The organism is Dyadobacter sp. CY261, assembly GCF_021440085.1.
Lineage (GTDB): Bacteria > Bacteroidota > Bacteroidia > Cytophagales > Spirosomataceae > Dyadobacter.
On the sequence record NZ_JAKCPW010000001.1, the window covers coordinates 253,157 to 274,144 of the forward strand.

At 50.3% G+C, this 20,988-nt stretch carries 16 protein-coding genes; 11 read left to right on the forward strand and 5 right to left on the reverse strand.

Features of this window, described 5'->3' with window-relative positions; translation table 11 throughout:
- The first annotated feature begins 85 nt into the window (after nt 1–85).
- A complete protein-coding gene (locus tag LZD49_RS01080; RefSeq protein ID WP_234665458.1) occupies nt 86–3,961 on the forward strand; it encodes a PVC-type heme-binding CxxCH protein in 3,876 nt (1,291 codons plus the stop codon).
- Nucleotides 3,962–4,064: 103 nt separating this feature from the next.
- On the opposite strand, the gene LZD49_RS01085 is transcribed toward LZD49_RS01080, so the two are convergent.
- The 5 genes from LZD49_RS01085 to LZD49_RS01105 form a co-directional block, all read right to left on the reverse strand.
- Nucleotides 4,065–4,310: a type II toxin-antitoxin system HicA family toxin gene (locus LZD49_RS01085; protein WP_234665459.1), complete on the reverse strand. Its 246-nt coding sequence runs from the start codon at nt 4,308–4,310 to the stop codon at nt 4,065–4,067.
- 149 nt (nt 4,311–4,459) lie between these two features.
- Nucleotides 4,460–4,693, reverse strand: coding sequence for a hypothetical protein (locus LZD49_RS01090; protein WP_234665460.1), 234 nt, complete (start codon nt 4,691–4,693; stop codon nt 4,460–4,462).
- Nucleotides 4,694–4,784: 91 nt separating this feature from the next.
- Nucleotides 4,785–5,324, reverse strand: coding sequence for a GNAT family N-acetyltransferase (locus LZD49_RS01095; protein ID WP_234665461.1), 540 nt, complete (start codon nt 5,322–5,324; stop codon nt 4,785–4,787).
- Between the two features lie 35 nt (nt 5,325–5,359).
- Entirely contained in the window at nt 5,360–5,944 is a 585-nt protein-coding gene (locus LZD49_RS01100; RefSeq protein WP_234665462.1) for a YdeI family protein, read from the reverse strand.
- Nucleotides 5,934–6,356 carry a VOC family protein gene (locus tag LZD49_RS01105; RefSeq protein ID WP_234665463.1) on the reverse strand — a complete coding sequence of 141 codons (423 nt, stop codon included), beginning with the start codon at nt 6,354–6,356 and terminating at the stop codon, nt 5,934–5,936. The genes LZD49_RS01100 and LZD49_RS01105 overlap by 11 nt, the downstream gene beginning before the upstream one ends.
- Before the next feature lie 286 nt (nt 6,357–6,642).
- Here LZD49_RS01105 and LZD49_RS01110 point away from each other — a divergent pair, with 286 nt between their 5' ends.
- From LZD49_RS01110 to LZD49_RS01155, 10 genes are all read left to right on the forward strand, one after another.
- A complete protein-coding gene (locus tag LZD49_RS01110) occupies nt 6,643–7,197 on the forward strand; it encodes an RNA polymerase sigma-70 factor (RefSeq protein WP_234665464.1) in 555 nt (184 codons plus the stop codon).
- Nucleotides 7,198–7,216: 19 nt separating this feature from the next.
- A complete protein-coding gene (locus LZD49_RS01115) occupies nt 7,217–8,245 on the forward strand; it encodes a FecR family protein (RefSeq protein WP_234665465.1) in 1,029 nt (342 codons plus the stop codon).
- 237 nt (nt 8,246–8,482) lie between these two features.
- A complete protein-coding gene (locus LZD49_RS01120) occupies nt 8,483–11,902 on the forward strand; it encodes a SusC/RagA family TonB-linked outer membrane protein (RefSeq protein ID WP_234665466.1) in 3,420 nt (1,139 codons plus the stop codon).
- A 45-nt stretch (nt 11,903–11,947) separates the two neighbouring features.
- The gene (locus LZD49_RS01125) at nt 11,948–13,531 is read left to right on the forward strand and encodes a SusD/RagB family nutrient-binding outer membrane lipoprotein (protein ID WP_234665467.1); all 1,584 of its coding nucleotides are present in this window, start codon (nt 11,948–11,950) and stop codon (nt 13,529–13,531) included.
- Between the two features lie 195 nt (nt 13,532–13,726).
- Complete coding sequence (locus LZD49_RS01130; RefSeq protein WP_234665468.1) at nt 13,727–14,851, forward strand: redoxin domain-containing protein; 1,125 nt, start codon at nt 13,727–13,729, stop codon at nt 14,849–14,851.
- 28 nt (nt 14,852–14,879) lie between these two features.
- Nucleotides 14,880–15,887: a sugar phosphate isomerase/epimerase gene (locus tag LZD49_RS01135; RefSeq protein ID WP_234665469.1), complete on the forward strand. Its 1,008-nt coding sequence runs from the start codon at nt 14,880–14,882 to the stop codon at nt 15,885–15,887.
- A 463-nt stretch (nt 15,888–16,350) separates the two neighbouring features.
- Nucleotides 16,351–17,175 (forward strand): hypothetical protein, encoded by an 825-nt coding sequence (locus LZD49_RS01140; protein ID WP_234665470.1) that lies wholly within the window; start codon nt 16,351–16,353, stop codon nt 17,173–17,175.
- A 166-nt stretch (nt 17,176–17,341) separates the two neighbouring features.
- Entirely contained in the window at nt 17,342–17,707 is a 366-nt protein-coding gene (locus tag LZD49_RS01145) for a BlaI/MecI/CopY family transcriptional regulator (RefSeq protein WP_234665471.1), read from the forward strand.
- A gap of 27 nt (nt 17,708–17,734) precedes the next feature.
- Nucleotides 17,735–19,738: a M56 family metallopeptidase gene (locus LZD49_RS01150; RefSeq protein WP_234665472.1), complete on the forward strand. Its 2,004-nt coding sequence runs from the start codon at nt 17,735–17,737 to the stop codon at nt 19,736–19,738.
- Nucleotides 19,739–19,799: 61 nt separating this feature from the next.
- A complete protein-coding gene (locus tag LZD49_RS01155) occupies nt 19,800–20,951 on the forward strand; it encodes a glycoside hydrolase family 5 protein (protein ID WP_234665473.1) in 1,152 nt (383 codons plus the stop codon).
- Nucleotides 20,952–20,988: the final 37 nt, after the last annotated feature.

A 20,988-nucleotide genomic window follows, 5' to 3' on the forward strand; every position in this document is an offset into this window, starting at 1 on the left:
ATTATCGGCCTCTTTTTACTTATTTCCGGGTGATGGGATGATCATACAATATCCGAAATTAATCCTAAACCCAGGAATACTGCCCATGAACTTGCTCAGGTTGCTACCGTTGCTGTTTGTTTTTGTATTGTTCCAATTTGATAACGACCCCAGTCGTCCCGTTTCAGCGTATTCGGCTGAGCTGGGAGCTGACGCCGCATTACGGGCAGTGCAGGACGCTAAGGGCGAAACCATCAGTATTTTCCGGGGCAACGAAACCAAGCCCATCCTGACCCAAAATGCGAAGGCCGATTTCCGGCCCTACCTGCATCCCATTTCCGCCCCGGACGGCAAGGGCGTTCTTACTGAATACAGCCCAGGCCATCATAAGCACCAAACCGGCATCTATTGGGGCTACACCCGTGTGAATGGCCGCGACTATTTCCATCATCCAGGTGATGGATACTGGAAAAAAGTTTCTGCCAAAGTCGTGGAGGCCAAAGGCGCCGAAGTAAAATGGCAAACGGTGTATAATCTGCTGGATTCAACCGGTAATGCCGTGCTGACCGAAACGCAGAACTGGTCGATGCGGGTGAAGGACGACAAATACCTGTTGGATTTAGAATGGAATGGCGAAGCACAAACAGACGTTACCATCGGCAAATATGATTATGGTGGCCTTTTTGTGCGCATGCCGTGGAAAGAGGGTATTAAAGGTGAAGTGGTCAATGCGGCCCGCCAGAAGAACGAAAAGGCAGAAGGGCAAGCCGCGATGTGGGTGGATATTGGCATGCAGGTCGAGGGGCGAAATGATCTCGCGCACATTGCCATTCTGGACCATCCTTCCAACAAAGGCTACCCGCAAATTTGGCGTGTGGACGGGCAGTTGGGCGCCGGTCCTGCACGGGCACGCAAAGGTGATTGGCATATCAAAAAGGGAGAAACAGAGATTATCAAGCATGAATTGGTGATTTACACAGGTGATTTTAAGGATGTCGAATTGAATAAAACATTCGGCGAATTCATTGGTAACACCGGTCAGTACAACACTACTGCGCTTTGGGCACTGGCTCAGAAGGAAGGTCGAGAGGCCAAGTTCCTCAGTGCGGAGGAAGCGGTGGCAGCTATGACGGTCAAAGATGGTTACCAGGTGAATGCATTCGCTTCTGAACCGATGATGACCCAGCCGATGGCATTCTGCTGGGACGACCGCGGCCGGATGTGGATTGCCGAAAATAAGGACTATGAATCCCGGGGAAAAGGTTTTTCCAATGCAGGTACCAGCCGCATTCTGATCATGGAAGACACCAATCACGACGGTGTGGCCGATAACAAAAAGGTATTTATGGAAGGCGTTGCTTTCCCTGCGGCATTGGCGGTTGGCTTTGGCGGAGTGTTCGTGGGGGCGCCTCCAAACCTGCTTTTTGTGCCTGATAAAAATGGCGATGACAAGGCTGATGTGGATGATATCGAAGTACTCCTCACTGGCTGGGGTATCCGCGACCGTCACGAAACGCTCAATAGCTTCCATTGGGGGCCGGACGGCTGGCTTTACGGATTGCAGGGTTTTGCTACGCCTTCCAAAGTGGGCAAGCCGGTGGGAAAAGGCAAGCTCTACAAACACAATGATACATTTCCCGAAAATATCGAAGTGGAAGACGGCGTTGATATCAATGGCGGCGTGTGGCGTTACCATCCCACAAAACGAAAATTTGAAGTAGTCGCGCACGGTTTCAGCAATCCCTGGGGTATTGATTATGATGCGAAAGGCCAGCTTTTTATTACCGCTTGCGTGATACCGCATCTGTGGCATGTGGTGCCGGGAGGCATTTACCATCGCCAGGGCGGGCAGCATTTCAATCCGTACGTGTATAATGATATCAAAACCATCGCCGACCATAGCCACCGGTCAGCGCACGGCGGCGCGCGAATCTATCTTTCTGACGCTTTCCCGGCCTCTGAACGCGGTAAGATTTTCATGGCCAACATTCATGAGCATGGTATTCTTTCCGACGAATTGATCCCGAAAGGCTCCGGCTTTTCCGGTAAGCACGGCGACGACTTCCTGATGGCCAACAATGCCCAATGGGTCGGTTTCAGCATGGAAATAGGGCCGGAGGGCGGCATGTACATCCTCGACTGGCACGACGCTGACATTTGCGGCTCCGACGTCCTCAACTCCGAAACCGGCCGGATTTTCAGGGTAATGCCCAAAAACTCCCTCGCCGAAAATTGGAAAGGCCGCTATGAAGATCTCAACAAACTCACCGACGTAGAACTCGCCGCATTACAAACCAGCAAAAGTGAATGGCATGCCCGCCGCGCCCGTGTAATTCTGCAAAGTCGGGCTGCGGGCAGTCCGACTGACCGTAGTCAGGCCGCGAGTGGCAAGATCTCACAGGAAGCCATTCAAAATTTAAATGCATTATATCAATCCAAAAGCAATGCCGACAACCGCCTCCGCGCGATGTGGGCATTAAAAGTGACCAATAACCTGAGCGCCGCGACATTGAAACAAGCGTTATCTGACACGGACGCACACGTTCGCGCCTGGGCAATCCAATTTCTTTGCGAAGATGCGCAGCCTGCTGCGGATATTGTTAGCCAGTTTGGGCAAATGGCCGTGAACGATCCTTCACCTGTTGTGCGGCTGTACCTGGCTTCTGCATTACAACGTCTTGATGCACCCGCCAAATGGCAAATCACCAAAGGGTTGCTCTCGCACGCGGACGACGCTCAGGATCATAACCTGCCTAAAATGATCTGGTTCGGCCTCGAACCATTGGTGAAGGATAACCCGGCCAAAGCGTTGGAATTGGCGGCAGGCAGCAAAATTCCTATGGTAACCGAGTTCATTGCCAGAAGGTTGGTCGATGCAGATCAGATCAACACGCTGGTCGCGACGGTAGGCAAATTCACCGCTAACCGCACCGATCTCCTCAGAGGCATGCGAGATGGACTCGAAGGCCGTACGGATATTAAAACACCTGAAGGCTGGAATGCGCTCTATGCGAAATTAAAACAAGCTGACAAGCCTACCGCCCAACTCGCCACAGACCTCGGTCGTCACTTCGGAGACACCGAATCCGCCAAAACTGCATTAGTGACCTTAAAAAACAAATCCGCCGTATTGGAAGAGCGTAAAAAGGCATTGCAATCCCTCTCCGCCCGCCAACGCCCGGAACTTGCCGCGGAACTTTCCGCATTGCTGAGCGATAATGCGTTACGCCTCGACGCTATCCGAGCCGTGGCAGGTTACGATAGCGAACCGTTGGCGAAACAGCTCATTGAAGCCTATCCGAAATTCAGCACCCAGGAAAAATCCGAAGCCGTGCAAACGCTGGCCTCCCGCCCAAAATCAGGCTGGCTGCTCACACAAGCCATTTCGAAGAACGTGATCCCTAAAAAGGACGTCCCGACCTACGTGGCCCGTCAACTCCGGCGCGTGGTCGGTAGCGGATTCGTGGAAGTGTGGGGCCCGATCGATCACGTCGCATTTGATGAAAAAGCTTACAAAAAATACCGTACCCTGCTCACGGACAAAGCGGTTGCCGACGCGAGCAAAGCCCAGGGTCGTCTCGTATTCCAACGCACCTGCGCACCCTGCCACAAACTTTACGGCGAAGGCGGCATCATCGGCCCCGAACTCACCGGCTCGAACCGCGCCAATCTCGACTACCTCCTCGGCAACATCCTAGACCCCAGCGGCGAAATCCAGGACGACTACAAAATGGTCGTCATTACCACACGGGATGGACGAACGTATGTAGGCAACGTCGCGAAAGAAACCGACCGGCAGCTGACTTTGCGTATTGTAGGCCAAGATGCTGTCGCGATCAATAAGTCAGACATTCAGACCCGGGAAGTAACGCCGTCATCGATGATGCCAACGGGGCTGTTGGATAACCTTTCGGAGAAGGAGGTTACGGAGCTGATTGCCTATTTGAGGACTACGGCGCAGGTGCCCTTGGGGAAGAAGTAGGAGGACTACCTGAGTCCAAACACTTCATCACCCAACTCTTGATGCGCGGACGCGTACTGCACTATAATGGATATTGGCGGTGAAGCCGTTGTAGGATAGCGAATTAATCATTTTTGATTTGTCCATTTTCTTTAAGTGTTGTGATGACCTGTTCGATCACGTAGAGTTTTACAATAGGAGTGGGGTGGGGTTTGTGCCATGATATGATCCGCTTTTGCCGGTCACATAACTTGATCCTGGAACCGCCGGTCTTTCCAGGCGGAAGCTCCTTATAGCCATAAAACCGAAGGAAAAGAACCAGCTCCTGCCAGATCAGGTCTTTGGGCCTGCATAAAAAACGGGCGATCAACTTTTCAATTTAACCCATAGTGTGTTGTGTGTAACTGAAAATTAGTTACAAAATCTAGCTTTGGTAGATTTCCAAAGTTTGGCGAGAATTTTAGTACGGAAATTTCGGTGGTTGCGCGCCCACATTCGAAGCGTAGGAGACGCGGCAAATCACAAATCCTCCTCATCCTCGACCCCCTCAAAATAATTCAAAACCGTCATCAAGGGCAAAGTCGTCTTATCAGCCGCGTTGGACATTTGTATCACCGCCCTATCAATGGAATTAGGATCAAATCCTAAGAAGTAGCCCTCAATAACCTCCCCAGGCCGCATTTGATAGGAAATGGCTTTGTTGATGTATTTCGATGCCCGCTTTTGCAGGCCGGTGAGTTGTGGCTCAGGCATGGTAAAATGGATTGCTTGGTCAAAAGAATGCCGGCATTCTTGCTAGCAAAGGTAACTATGGTCTGAAAAGTTTCCGCAAAAGAACGAAGTTTCAGAGTTTGGAAACCATCACATAGCGCCGGGAACCCGCTTTGTGGCGGTAATCAAAGCCCATTTTTTCGAATAAAGGTTTGAATCCCATGAAGCGGTAACTCGGGGAATCGGGGTCGACGGGGTAGGCTTCGACGTGCTTGGCGCCTTGTTTTTTGGCGTAACGGATGGCTTCGGTGATCATTTGCTCGGTGAGACGCTGCTTGCGGTGGTCTTTGCGAATGAAGAAGCAGGTGATCGACCATACTTCTTTGAGGTCGGCGTCGCCGCGGAGGTCGCGGAAGCTGTCGCGTGGGCCTACGGAGCACCAGGCCACTGGTTCGCCGTCGTGGTAGCCCACTAGGCCGATGGGGATTTTGTGGTCGACCTGACCTTTTAATGCATTTTTCTTGGCTTTGCTATCGTTGCGGTTGGCGGTTTCGAGCTCGCGCCAAGCCATGCACCAGCAGTATTTGGGCCCGCCTTTTTCCTCGAAAAGTTTTTCGAGGTCGGGCCAGGTTTTGCGGTCGACGGGTTTGAAATGATATGCTGATTTTGCCATGATTCCAATGTGTGCGTCAGCATTCGGAATTCCATTCAGCGCGGATGGTTGGCGCGTTCGTTCCGCGCGGCCATTTCCACCGACTGGGTAATGCGTTTCTGACGTGTTTCCGGTCTTTTCGCATTCAAAATCCATTCCAGGATAAGCCGTTTCGATGATGGTGCGAACTTGACGAAATACTCGAACGCAGCCGGATTGGCATCGAATGCTTCCTGCAAATCGTCGGGAATTACAGCATTACCGGCCTCTTCCAAAGCATCCCAGGCACCGGTTTCCTTCGCGAGGTCGATCATTGCCTGGCCTTCGGATCGCATCAGTCCGGCGGCGATCATACGCGCGGCGCGTTCCTTGTTCACGGTGCTCCATTTGCTTTTGGGATTGCGTTTCGTGAATGTGAGGTAAAAACTTTCCTCGTCGCGCTTCATCGCTTTGCTGTCGATCCAGCCATAGCACAATGCATGCTCAATGGATTCTTTGTAGCCGATGCTGGGTGTGGGGCTGTCCTTATGATAAATGATGAGAAAAACGGCGTCCTTCTTTGCGCCGTTCCTCGCCAGCCATGCGCGCCATTCTTTGTCGCTGGGCGCTTCGATGGCCTCGATGCCGTTTTTAGTTTCCATTTGCGATCGACAGATAATGTTGGTTGTACATCACACCCAAAATGTTGCCAAACGGATCCACCACCGAAGCGGTCACAAAACCCTCGCCGCGTGTAATTACAGGCTGATAACTGGTGGCACCAAGGTCGAGCAATCTTTGGTAAGCACCTTCGACGTCGTCGATATGCCAGTAAATAATCGCTCCCCCTGGGGTACCTCCCGCCGGCGTGTCCATGGTACCCGGAGGCGCCCATTTAGCATCGATAATGCCCATTTCATGCTCAAAGTCGCCTACACGGAACTCGATATAGCCCGGTTTTTCGAAATAGGGCTGGATTTCAAACACTTCGGAGTACCATTTCTTCGCAGCATCCAGGTCGGCTGCATAAAAATTTACGGTCGCGAATCCTCTGAGTGAAGTTGCTGTGGCCATGTTTGTTGAAGGTTTTGGTTTAAGGTTGATACAAAGCTAAACGGTCACTGTGACAACCCTGTGTCAGCAGGTTTTTGTCGTGGTTAAAAAAATCTTGCCCTACTGATTGATACCTTGATAGACGATTTCTGTAAAGCGAAACTATGCTGCATTGAATCTTTCTTCAAATAGTCAAATCACAAAAGAAAATTCTACCATTGAAAATTATTTCAAAATTTTTTACAGATCGGACTAGGGATTTTTGGGAGTTGTTTGCCTATCTATGCGCAACGTTATTCCTAAACCTATGTACCAACGCTTTGCCGACGAACAACTGGTAGAAATGCTCCAAGAAGGCAATGCCCGTGCCTTCGAGGAGATCTATGCCAGATATTGGTACCGGTTGTTCGGTATCGCGTTTCAGGAAACCGGCACAAGAGAGGAGGCTGAGGAGCTGGTGCAGGATGTGTTTGAAAACCTCTGGCACAAGCGCGAGGATTCTTTCATTCGCCACCTGAAAGCCTACCTGGTGGTTTCCATGAAACACCGCATCACCAATTACATCAAATCCTGCATTACCCAACGAAAATATCAGGAGTATTTGATCCTGAATGAGATACGTCAATCCTATGGCACGGAGGAAATCGTCCGTTTCGAGGACCTGTCGCGGGCGGTGGATGAGGTAATGAAAAAACTGCCCGAAAAGACTTGCGAGGTGTTCAGGCTCAGCCGGTTTGAGAACCAGTCGGTGAAGGACATTGCAGAGCGGCTCAGCTTGTCCGAGAAAGGGGTGGAATACCACATTACACAATCGCTCAAAGTCCTGAAAGATCAGCTCAGGGTTTATAATTCAGATCATTAGCCTGGAAACCACATCGATAATGAATCAACACGAGTTCGACATATTATTGCAAAAATACCTGGCTGGAACGTGCAGCCCCGACGAGGAGCAGCAGGTGCTCGAATGGTCGGAACGGGTGCATGCGCTTGCGCCGGAGCCGCTCACAGGTACGGATCAGAAGATCACGGAGCAGAGGATATGGAAGCAAATCCGGCAGAATGTATTACCTGTGCGAATGTTTAACCCGGTCATAAGAATAGCGGTGGGCATTGCAGCGGCCGTATTGCTGACGCTCGGTTTGTATATGCTGCGTCCCGGCATTTTTGACCGTTCCAAGGAGCATTCGGTTAATCAGCTGAAACCAGCAAGCAAGCCGTTGGCGCATTCCGGTGATTATCTGGTTTTTAAAAACACACTTGGCAATGCGTATACGCTGACGTTGGAGGACGGATCAGAAATCATTCTTGCCAAAGAGAGTACATTGCGCTATCCCCGCCATTTCGACCCCAAAAACCGGCAGGTGGAATTGGAAGGGGAGGCGGTGTTTAATATCAAACGCGACACTTCACGACCGTTTTTTGTGTACTCGGGCGAACTGGTGACGCAGGTGCTCGGGACGAGCTTCAAAGTGACGTCGTTTGGAAATGCGCGGACGATCGAGGTACAGGTGCTAAGCGGAAAGGTTTCGGTATATGAAAACCAGGAAAAATCACCCGAAAAGCGAAATGGGGTGATCCTGCGGCCTAATCAGAAGATTACATTCGATAAGGATGCCAAAAGGCTGGTTCCCGAGCTGGTGGCCGCGCCAATAATGGTCGAGCAGCTGTCGCTGAAACGCGAGCTTGCCTTTGAGGAATCGCCGTTACAAACTGTCCTTAATGCATTGCAAAAGGCTTACGATGTTGAGATTGTAGTTGAAAACCCCGCATTGAACAACTGTACTTTTACCGGAGATATTACCGACTTGCCGCTGTACACACAATTGCGATTCATTTGTAAGTCGGTGAATGCCAGTTACGAGCTGCGTGGAACAACCGTCTTCATGAATGGCGAAGGCTGCCCGAAATGATCCTAATTCAGAACAACACGGACTACACCCGACTATAACCAACTATTTTGATCACACCTGACCGCATTGACCTTTCCTAACCCCAAGCCCTCTTGCCTATGCCAAAACCCTGACCCACAAAAAAAGCCAATAATGTTACGAGCATTACTGGCCTTTAAAACATCCGACCGAAACGCCAATCCCGGACCGGATGCATTTGTTCCTGAGTCTCTTACAAATCAAAAACATTTTAAAATTATGCAAAAAACTATATCCGTCAAACGGTTATTGATTCGTGCTATGCAAATAACTGTGGTACAGCTGCTTTGTTCGGCGTTTTTCTGCGGGCTGTCCTTCGCGGCGGAAACGCGGGCGCAGGAAATCCTTCGGCAGGAGGTGTCGCTTACGATGCAGTCGGCGGAGGTCAAGAATGTCCTCGCGCGCCTGGAAAAGCAAACCAGCATTAAATTCATTTACAGCGGCAACAGCATCAATGCGCGGCAACGGGTGTCAGTGAATGCGGTCAACAGCCGGTTGTCCAAGGTGCTCGACGAACTGCTGACACCCCTGAGCGTAGGCTACGAGGTGGTGGATTCGCACATCCTGTTGCACCGGAAAGTTGCGGAACCCGTGCGCGAGCCTGAGGTGAAACCGTTGCTCCGCAAGTTTACCGGCTCGGTGTCCGACGAAAAGGGCGACCCATTGCCCGGCGTGAGCATTCTCGTAAAAGGTACGCAGACCGGTACCACCACCAATGCCGACGGTAAGTTTGCATTGGACGTCCAAAACGATGACGCGGTGCTGATTTTCAGCTTCGTAGGCTACATTGCGCAGGAAGTTCGGGCGGGGAGCCAGAGCGAAATTACTGTGAAAATGGCACCCGAGGCTAAGTCGCTAAACGAGGTGGTGGTGACCGCATTGGGGATTGCGAAAGATAAAAAGGCACTGACCTACGCGGTGACAGAGGTGAAAGGAAGTGAGTTCACCCAGGCGCGGGAGGCTAACCTGGGGAATGCATTGTCGGGAAAGATCGCGGGTGTGAATGCAACAAGCACAGCCAATGGCGCCGCCGGTTCGAGCCGGGTAATCATTCGTGGGAACGGTTCGCTCAGCGGCGATAACCAGCCGTTGTATGTAGTCAATGGTATTCCCATTAATAATGCAAACCAGGGCTCGCCCGGTACCTGGGGCGGAACCGATAATGGCGATGGATTGCTGAGTATCAATCCTGATGATATCGAAAGTATTTCGGTGCTCAAAGGCGGCACGGCAGCGGCCCTTTACGGCTCGCGCGCTTCGAACGGGGTGATTTTGATCACGACCAAATCGGGCAAGGGGCAGAAGGGACTGGGCGTTGAGTTCAATTCCAACTTTACTTTCGAACGTCCGCTGACTTTTTCCGATTGGCAATACGAGTACGGCGCGGGTGCGAGAGGTATAGCGCCTACTTCGCAGGCCGAGGCCATTTCCTATGGTCGCACGTCCTGGGGCGCGAAGCTCGACGGCTCGATGGTGATGCAGCCCGACGGCGCGGAGCGTCCCTATGTTGCGCAGAAAAACAACATTAAAAACTTTTACAATACGGGAAGCACGTTCAGCAACACGCTGGCGATCAATGGCGGGAATGAAACGACCAATTTTCGCTTCTCGGCTTCCAATATGGATAACAAGGGCGTCGTGCCCAACTCTGCGGTGAACCGCAAAACGTTCAATCTAAGCGCTTCGACAACATTGGCCAAGAAGATCGTTTTCGAGGGTAACGTGCAGTACAACATCGAGGATGTCAAAAACAGGACGTTTGTCGCCGATTTTACCAAAAACCCAAATGCATCGGTGCAGGTGGCGGCTACCAATCTCGACATCCGGACCTTGTCGCCCGGCTATGACGAGCGTGGCTACGAGAATCTTTGGAACGATTATGTGTTTGTCATGAACCCTTATTTTGCCGTCAACAAGGTGAAAAACGAGGATAACAAACGACGCGTAATCGGCTCTTTCAGCACGCGTTACAACTTTACCGATTATCTGTACGTGCGTGGGAGGCTGGGGATCGACCAGTTTTCGATCAATGGTGTGGACATTACACCTACCGGCACGGCTTACAACACGCAGGGCGAAATGTCGACCCGCCGCATTACGACCTACGAAACCAATGCAGAGGCCATTTTGGGCTTTAACAAAGAATTTGGCCGGTTTTCATTGAACGCGATTGCGGGTGGGAATAAAATGTACAACAATGCGAACGGCGTAAGTGCAACGAGTGGCCGGTTGAATGTGCCTTTTAACTACTTCATTACCAATGGTAGCAGCCAGGTCTACACCGAAACGGCACGCGAGTTCGGCATCAATTCTCTCTTTGCTTCGGCCGACATCGGTTTCAACAATTTACTGTATCTGACCCTTACCGGCCGTCAGGACTGGTTCTCGACGCTTTCGGCGGACAATAACACGCTGTTTTATCCATCGGTTGGTTTAAGTTATGTATTTTCAGATGGTTTCAAATCCAAACCCTCCTGGCTGGACTACGGGAAAGTGCGTACCTCGTGGGCGAAAGTGGGTGGCGGCGCGCCCGATCCCTACGGCCTATCGTTGGCCTATGCCGCACCTCCGCAGTCGCATTTGGGCCAGCCGCTGATGAATATTAATGGAGGTACTATTCCCAACGCGCAGTTGAAACCCTATACTTCCACGACCACTGAGTTCGGTATTGAAACCAAACTATTTGGAAACAGATTGGGCGCGGACATTACGCTCTACGATCGGACAACGACCGACGATATCGTGCGCGCAACGGTTCCTTTTTCAACGAGTTATACCAATGTGTCACTCAATGTGGGTAAGGTGCAGAACCGCGGGATTGAGCTCTTGCTGACAGGATCGCCGGTGAAATCGGCCAATGGTTTTGGTTGGGATGTGAGTTTTAATATGGCGTATAATAAAAACACGGTGGTCAAAATTGCGGACGGGCTTACCAGTCTGGCATTGCCGGGTGCTATCGCTCGTACACAGAATGGTTTTGTGTACCACTTTGAAGGCCAACCTTTTGGGATGATCTCGGGTTACCGTGCTAAAACCGACGAAAATGGCAATATAGTGTACAACCGCGACAGTGGCCTGCCTTTGCAAAGCGCATTCACTTCATTGGGCCGAGGCGTGCCTCCGTTGACCATCGGTCTCACGAATACTTTCAGATACAAAACCTTCTCCCTGGGCTTTTTGCTGGACGGAAAGTTTGGTTCCAAAATGTATGTCTCTACCAATGCCTACGCCACCAATTATGGTTTGCACAAGCAAACGGTGGAGAACAACGTCCGCGAAACCGGTGTGACAGTGACGGGTGTGGATCAGGAAGGGGCACCGTTTACCAAAAACATTCCCGCACAAAATTACTACCAGGGTATTGCTTTTTCCCTCACCGACCAGTTTGTATCCGATGCGGGTTTTGTCAAACTCCGCCAGTTGACGTTCGGCTATTCGCTGCCACAAAGCATTGTGGCGAAGACGCCTTTTCAATCGGCCAGCCTGTCGTTTGTGGCGCGTAACCTGTTGCTGATTTACAGCCAGGTAAAGAATGTCGATCCGGAATCGAATTACAGCAACGGGAATGCGCAGGGTTTGGAGAACTTCGGTGTGCCGCCGACCCGCAGCTTTGGTTTGAACCTGATGGTAAGGTTCTGATAGTTAGTAAAAATATGTTTGACCGACCAATTTTGACCTTGACTTATGATCTATAAAAATATCAGTCTGAAAGCATTCACGGCCCTGCTCGCGGGCAGCCTGTGCCTGACCGCCTGCGACAATGGTTTCGAGGAAATGAACACCAATCCGAATGCGTACACGGAGCCGGTAATAGGAAGCCTTTTTTCAAACAGCATTATCAAAACGGCGGGCGACGGTGATAATAACACGTTGTATGCCAATGATAAACTGTCCGGCTGCTTTGTCCAATACTTCGCTTCGCTTAATGCCTGGCAATGGACCGGCGACAAATATTTGTATAAGCAGGACTACAATAAAGGCCTTTTTGAAACCGCGTACAGCAGCGAGCTTAAAGAAACCGCTCAGATCATTTCACTCCTGAAAGACCAGCCCGACAAAAGCAATATGTATCATATTGCGCGAATCTGGCGCGTGTTCATCCTCCACCGCGTGACCGACATGTACGGTGACATTCCTTACGAGCAGGCCGGTTTGGGTTACATCGAATCGGTTTACAAGCCGGGCTACGATACGCAGGACCAGATATATGCCGCTATGCTTGCCGACCTGGAATCGAGCGCGCAGGCCTTAGATGCGTCAAAGGCTTCGTTCGGTGGCTCCGACTTCCTTTACGGTGGCGCCCCGGCGCAATGGAAGAAGTTTGCCTATTCGCTCATGCTCCGGCTTGGTATGCGTTTGACGAAGGTAGATGTGGCTATGGCAGAAACCTGGGCCAAAAAGGCGATCGCAGGCGGTGTAATGCAAAGCAATGCCGACATCGCCAAGCTCAATCATACCGGTGGTTCGGCCAATAACTGGAATGTGAACAGCTATCTTTTGCAGGGTGGGGAAGGGGTTCCGCCGTCGGCGCAGGGTAAGGGTTATTCCAAATTGAACAAAACCTTTATCGATTACCTCAAAACTACCAAAGACCCGCGACTGCCATTCTATTCTACATTGTGGCAAGGAAATGCCGATGCTGCTAAGCTACCGCAAACGAGCGCACCCGACGTTCAGAAGGGCCTTCCGGGCGGATACGACTACACGACGATCAAGGACCTGATCCCGAACTGGACCGATAATATGCAGGCAGAATATTCGGAGATCAATATCAACACCATCGCCGCGCTGGCCGCCCCGACGATCTTCCAGAGCTACTCGGAAGTGTCGCTGCTGCTGGCTGAGGCCGCATTGCGCAAATGGACTTCGGGGGATGTGAAGACCTATTATGACAACGCGGTGAAGGCTTCGATGGAATCCCAGACGTTGTACCCGGGAAACGTAACCGTCACGCCGGCGCAAATCCAGGCATATCTGACGGCAAACCCCTACACTGCGACGACATTTGAAGCGGGTATGAAGCAAATCCACACTCAGTTTTGGGCGTCGCAGTTTATGAATAACATTGAAGTATATGCCAACTGGCGCCGCACTGGATTCCCCGAACTTACACCAACTAATTACGCTGGTAATGAAACGGGCGGTACGATTCCAAGAAGACTAAGATACCCGGAATCAGAAGCCAGCCTGAACCGCGAAGCATACAGCGCCGCAGTAAGCAAGCAAGGACCCGATTTGTTCACGACACGCATTTGGTGGGATAAATAGGGAGGAAGGAGGACAGCAGGAGCTTGTCGCCCAGAGCGCAGTCGAAGGGCGACAAGCTCCTGCTGTCCTCCGTTTCCTTCCATTCCTCCTTTTCCTACCTTTTTAATGAGCAAAATTCGATGGTACTTAATCAGTATTTTATTGCAATGTGCCCGCTTTTGGTTTAAATTCATAACTCAACCAAAAATCAGGACTATGCGCGCATTTCATAAACTGCTATTCGCTATTGTATTGTTTGCCAATGCGTTCGGTTCGTTTGCGGCCGATCAGCCTGAAACGCTGAAAATCGGCGCCCAGGCTCCCGACTTTAACCTGCTCGGTGTGGATGGCAAACGATATTCGTTGAAAAGTTTTGCCGGTGCGGATATTCTCGCGATCGTATTTACCTGCAACCATTGTCCAACGGCACAAGCCTACGAGGAACGCATCAAGAAACTGACCTCCGATTATAAAGCGAAAAAAGTCGCATTGATCGCCATTTCGTCGAATGATCCCAAAGCCATTTTGCTCGATGAGCTCGGTTATACCGACATGAGTGACACTTATGACGAAATGAAACTTCGGGCGAAGGATATGGCTTACAATTTTCCCTATCTGTACGATGGCGATGATCAGAAGATCGCGTTAGCCTACGGCCCGGTTGCTACACCGCATATTTTTATTTTTGATAAAGCAAGAAAACTACAATATCATGGCCGGATCGACGATGTCGAGAAGCCGACCGGCACGCCGAAGAACATCGATGCACGCAATGCAATAGAAGCAATGCTGGCAGGAAAGCCGGTTCCGGTGCCTGCAACCAAAACCTTTGGCTGTTCCATGAAATGGGCGGCGAAAGAGGATAATGTCAAGAAGGAACAAACTGCCTGGGCAAAGGAGCCGGTTACTTTGGAAACCATCGACGAGGCAGGTTTGAAGGAGTTAATACAAAACAAATCGGACAAACTGCGGCTCATTAATGTATGGGCTACCTGGTGTGGTCCGTGCGTGACGGAGTTCCCAGATTTCATGGTAATGCACCATATGTACCGCCGGCGCGATTTTGAGTTTATCTCGATCAGTGCGGACAATCCCGACAAGAAGGACAAAGCCCTGAAATTTCTGCAAGGTAAGTTTGCTTCTAATAAGAACTATATTTTCAATGTGGAAGACAAATACAAGCTTATCGAAGCGGTAGATCCGAAGTGGCAGGGCGCTTTACCGTATACCATACTTGTGGAACCAGGCGGGAAGATCGTCTATTCGCAGCAAGGACCCATCGATCCCGCAAAAATGAAGAAGCTGATTGTCGAGAACAAGTATGTTGGACGGTACTACTAATCGAGATTTAAACAACCAACCTGACTTTATGGAAGACCAAGACTTTTCAAGACGCCGGTTCCTGGGTACCTCAGCCCTCGCGGCGGCGGGTTTCGTGATGGCGCGTACACCCATTTTCGGCGCACCGGCTTACATCAAAAACCTCGGCAAACCTAATTCGCTGTTCAACGGCGTGCAGGTGGGAGCCATTACCTATTCATGGAGGAGCCTGCCCGGCAGTGCGGAGGATATTTTGAAGTACTGCATTGAAACCAATATCAGCGCGATCGAGCTTATGGGTCCTACTGGCGAGTCGTTTGCCGGAGCTCCCGAAGCGCCGCCTCGCCCAAACCTGGCTCCCGGCCCGGACGGCAAGCGTCCGGAAATGACCGACGAGCAGAAAGCAGTTCAGAAAGAATATGCTACCAAGATGGCGGAGTGGCGCGCGAAGGTTTCAATGGACAAATTCGTGCAGTTGCGCAAAAAGTATAATGACGCAGGTGTAACCATTTATGCTTTCAAACCGAATGCATTGAATGCGAACAGCACCGATGCCGAAGTGGATTACGCATTCCGCGCAGCCAAAGCGCTAGGAGCCAACCAGGCTAATGTAGAGTTGCCGGGCGATGCGGCGCAGACAAAGCGCCTCGGCGATATTGCGGCTAAAAACAAAGTGTACTGCGGCTATCACGGTCACACCCAGCAGACACCAACCTGGTGGGATACCGCATTGAGCCAGTCGAAATACAATGCGATGAACTTCGATATGGGACATTACGTGGCGGCGGGCTTCGACCCGTTCCCATTGCTGGAAGCGAAGCACGACCATATCGTGAGCATGCACGTGAAAGACCGGAAAAACAAAGAGCACGGCGGCGCTAATGTGGTTTGGGGGCAAGGGGATACGCCTATTGTGGCGGTGCTGGAACTGATGCGCGCTAAGAAATATAAGTTCCCGGCTACAATTGAGCTGGAATATGAGATCCCGGCAGGTTCGGATGCATTGAAGGAAACAGCGAAATGCGTTGAATTCGCGCGGAAGGCGCTGGGGGCGTAAAATTTAACGAAGCATTTTTCTGGGTCGTGGAGTGCATTTACACATGCGCTTCGCGACCCAACGTTTTTATTACTGCCGTTGTTGCCGTTGTTGGTGTTATCACCAACAACATTCGTTGCCTAACACCACGATTGTCACGACTGCCGTTGTTGGTGTTATCACCAACAACATTGCTACGCGATACTGCGATTGACGCGACTACTAAGTTTCTACTGTAATTGACGTTGTAGTCAACAGCCTTACAAAGCGCGATGCGACAACATGCCGGTGATAACATCAGCCACGGCTTCAAGTTGGCGATATGTCGGTTGATGGTGATAACACCAACAATGGCTGACCTTTGTGATGCCCGAGTTACGTGGAATTCCCATATAAATCGGGCATTTTAAATATTCCCGCATCAAACCCTGTTACCAAATTCCCAAATCAACGTCTCAATAGAAACAAAAATCTATGAGACACGATGGAAACACATTACATTCAGTTTTTTACTGCGACAATTCTTTGGTGGAAATACTTATTGCAGGAAGACCGGTACAAGGACATCGTACTGCAAAGCATGAAATTTCTGGTTGACGACAATCGGGCACGGATTCATGGGTTTGTCATCATGCCAAATCACCTACATCTAATTTGGCGGATTAATAAGGAGAGGGCCCGCGCCGATGTACAACGTGACTTTTTGAAATATACCGCACAGCAGATTAAGTTTGACCTCATTGCAAATAATCCCGAGAAGCTTAGGGAGTTCGAAGTAAAAGCAAAGGATCGGCGCTATCAATTCTGGGAGCGAAATGCGCTTAGTATCGATCTGTATTCTGAAAAAGTTTTGCTTCAAAAACTGGACTACATTCATAGGAATCCTATTCAGAAGGCATGGAAGCTCGCGGAAGATGAGGCTGGATACAAGTACAGCTCGTATCGGTTTTACGATGGGCAAGGGGATGATTTCGGGTTTTTTCTCACTATATGGATTAATTGCCGCTGCTGGCGTATCAACCACACTCACGCCTTCCCACGCCATTGTAGGTGTTGTCCCACGCCATTGTTGGTGTTGTCCCGCGCCATTGTTGGTGTTGTCACCAACATGCCAGTGACATGTGCTGTTGCCGTTGTTGGTGTTATCACCGACAACGCTCCGGATGGTGCGATGGCAGTTTCCGGATGGTGCAATGGCAGTTACGTGTTCAGCATTGGAAGTTGGTGGTCGCACCAACTACGGCATTCATCAACTAGGGCTTGGGATGGTGCAATGGCAGTGTGCCTATTCAGTACCGGTTGTTGGTGACAACACCAACAACAGCATTGATAGTAACCGAAGTAGACTCTGGGGTGATAATTTTTGTGAACATGTCAGTGTGGTTTTGTCTAAACTAATCTAGAAAAATTCTCGTAAAAATTTTTTCGTACGAAATTTTTCCTACCTTTGGATTATTGATTGAAAAACCTACAAAATGGAACCTACCAAATCAGAATTGGAGATACTGCAAGTGCTTTGGGAATACGGGCCGTCGACGGTGCGGTTTGTGAACGATAAGCTCAATGAGGAAAAGCGGGCAGTGCAGTATTCTTCCACTTTGAAGCTGATGCAGATCATGGCCGAAAAAGGTATTGTGATCCGGGATGAAAGTAGTATGAAGCACGTATATAGTCCCGCGGAGCCGGAGAATAAGACAAAGTCGGCGTTGTTGGAGCGGTTTGTGGATTCGATGTATCGGGGTTCCGCTTCGAGCCTGGTGATGCAGCTTTTCGGGAATAAGAATACTTCTGCCGAAGAACTCAACGAGATCAAAGATTTTTTGAAAAAATTGGATCAGTAATTTCTAAACCATTTCAATCCGTTAGCCATGAATTGGAATATCATCGACCAGCCCGCCACCCACCTATGGATAGAGGCATTGTGTCTCACCCTCATGCATTCGCTCTGGCAAGGTCTTATTGCTGCTATTCTGGTGGGGGGAATTTTGCTTTCTACCCGTAAAAGTAAACCGGCGTTGCGCTACAATCTGCTCGCATTGGTCATGTTTCTATTTGTTTCGGTTGCGGTGCTGACTTTCGTGCTGATCATCGGCCAATCGGAGGGGGCCTCCCGGACAATGGCGGTTTTTTCCAGGGAATGGGTGGCCACAGCAGTCTTGCAGAATACCGGCAATGCGATGAGCGTGGCTGTGGAATCCGACTGGATGGCAAGTATCATCCATTTTTTTAGTCGGCATGCGCAGGTGATAGTAGCTGTGTGGTTTGTGATTTTTGCATTGAAATCTTTACAGGCAGCAAGCGGGTTACACTATCTTAACAAAGTGACAAGGTCCGTTGCGGAGCCACAAATGAAATGGATCGTCCGTTTCTACGAGCTCGCAGAAAGAATGCAGATTCGTGGAGAGATTGAACTCCGTGAGTCGGCGCAGGTGGCAGTGCCGATGGTGATCGGGTTTCTGAAACCGGTCGTGCTGGTGCCTTTGGGTATGCTGGCGAATCTGCCCGCAGGCCAAGTGGAAGCTATTTTGCTGCATGAGCTGGCGCATATCCGACGCCGAGATTACCTGGTGAACCTGTTACAAATCTTTTGTGAAAACGTATTCTTCTTCAATCCCGCAGTTTTGTGGGTTTCGAAACTGATCCGCGAGCAACGGGAGCATTGCTGCGACGATCTGGCTATCAGCGTCATGCAGAATAAAACCTCTTTCATTCATGCACTGGTGTCATTCCAGGAATACAACCAGTCGCGCCCTGCATTTGAAATGGCCTTTTCCAAAAAGCGTAATCATTTGCTCGACAGGATCAAACGCATTGTCAATAATAATAATAAACCACTTGATGCCATGGAAAAACTATTTGTTACATTCAGTCTGGCGGCAGCTATTGCATTGTCGGCCGCTACTGCGCCGGAAAAGGCGGTTAAATCGCGATTAATGCGGGTTCCGGGTGAAACTCAGTCCATTGAAAATATCCTATTGCCGGAAGGACACGAGGCGGTAATCCCGCAATCGGATACGCTTCCAAAGAAAAAGTTGAAGTCGGCTGATATGGAAATCCATTCCGCCAACGTGCATTCAGCACGGGAAGGGGTAAGTACTTACAGCGTGACGCGCAACAACAAACATTACGAGATCGTACAGCGGAATGGCAAAATGATTTCGTTGTGGATCGATGACCAGGAAATTCCGCAAAGCGAATATGGCAAGTATCAGCCTGAAATCGATAAGATTATGGTAGAGGTGAAGGTTCAGCATGAACGCGCGGAAAAAGAACGTGAAAAAGCGGAGGAAATGCGCATCGCGGCCGACGGACAGCGCCGCGAGGCCGATAAGCAACGCGAAGAGGCACATGCTATGCGGCTCGAAGCCGACAAACATCGCGAAGAGGCAAACGAAATACGGGTAAATACAAACAGTAATCGTGGTGAAGCCGAAAAATTGAGAGTTGAGGCGAACAAACACCGCGAAGCAGCAGAAGATATGCGTAAGCAAGCCGATGCGATGCGCCTGAATGCCGAAAAGCAGCGCAAAGAAGCGGACAATTTCCGAGCGGAAGCCGAAGTACACCGCAAGGAAGCGGAAGTACACCGGGCTCATGCGGACAAGGAAAGAGAGGCTTATGTCAAAATCCAGGAAGGCATTATTAACGAGCTTTCCAGCGCGGGTTTGGTAAAAGACAAGGAAAACTTGTCATATAAATTGTCAAATGAGGATCTGATCGTCAACGGTGAGAAGCAATCAGCGGATTTGCATCAGAAATTGAAAAACAAATACCTCAAAGATCTTGGCAATAAGAAATTTGAGTTGATGTACAACTACCGCAACCAGAACGGTCACATTAAAACTGGCGTCACCAGTCCCCGCGAAGAATAGGAGTAAAATCATCTTTGCGATGTGTTTAATAAGGAGTTACAACGATAACTTCTGAATCGCAATGCATCGCAGGACATTCATCAAAAACACATCGATTGCAGTAGCCGGGGCCTCATTAGCTTCCGGTTTTGCTGTTTCAAGCGGAGCCAATCCAGTCCAGGCCGTACAGAATAAGCTGCCGAAATGGAAAGGGTTTAACCTCCTCGACTTTTTCTCGCCCGATCCCACCAAAGGGAGGAAGGCAACGACCGAAGAACAATTCAAATGGATGAGTGATTGGGGTTTCGACTTTGTCCGAATACCAATGGCATACCCCGCTTACCTGAAATTCGACCGATCGAGGGATATTACACCCGAAGAGATTTATCAGATCGACGAGCAGGCCGTGGAGCGAATCGACAAATTGGTGGCTGCCGCGCATAAAAACAACATCCATGTAAGCCTGAACCTGCACCGCGCGCCGGGCTATTGTGTGAATGCGGGCTTCAATGAACCCTATAACCTCTGGACCGATCAGAAAGCGCTCGACGCATTCTGTTTCCACTGGAATATGTGGGCCAAAAGGTACAAAAGCACTTCTTCGAAACGCATTAGCTTCGACCTGCTCAACGAGCCCAGCATGCGTGCCGATATGAACGACCAACATTCCAAACGCTCGTCCGTTCCCGGTGAGGTCTACCGCAAGGTTGCTATTGCTGCCTCGGAAGCCATTCGGAAAGAAAACCCGGCGCATCTGATCATCGCGGATGGCAACGATGTAGGCTCCTCTGTAATTCCTGAACTGACAGACCTCGACATCGCCCAGAGCTGCCGAGGCTATCATCCGGGCATTATTTCACATTATAAAGCGCCGTGGGCGATGAAAGACCCGGACAATGCCCCCGAACCCAAATGGCCGGGACAGGTAGGAGACCAGTACCTCAGCCGCGCAATGCTCGAAAAATTCTACAAGCCCTGGATCGAATTGGTAGGTAAAGGCGTCGGTGTGCATTGCGGAGAGTGCGGCTGCTGGAATAAAACCCCGCATGACGTTTTCCTGGCCTGGTTCAACGACGTACTTGATATCCTTTCGTCCAACGGCATCGGCTTCTCACTTTGGGAATTCGTCGGCGATTTCGGAGTGCTCGACTCCCGCCGCGAAGATGTCGTCTATGAAGACTGGCACGGTCATAAACTGGACCGGAAGTTGCTGACTTTGATGATGAAGTATTGATCTTAACTGACGAATACCCTTTTGAATGGCACGGCAA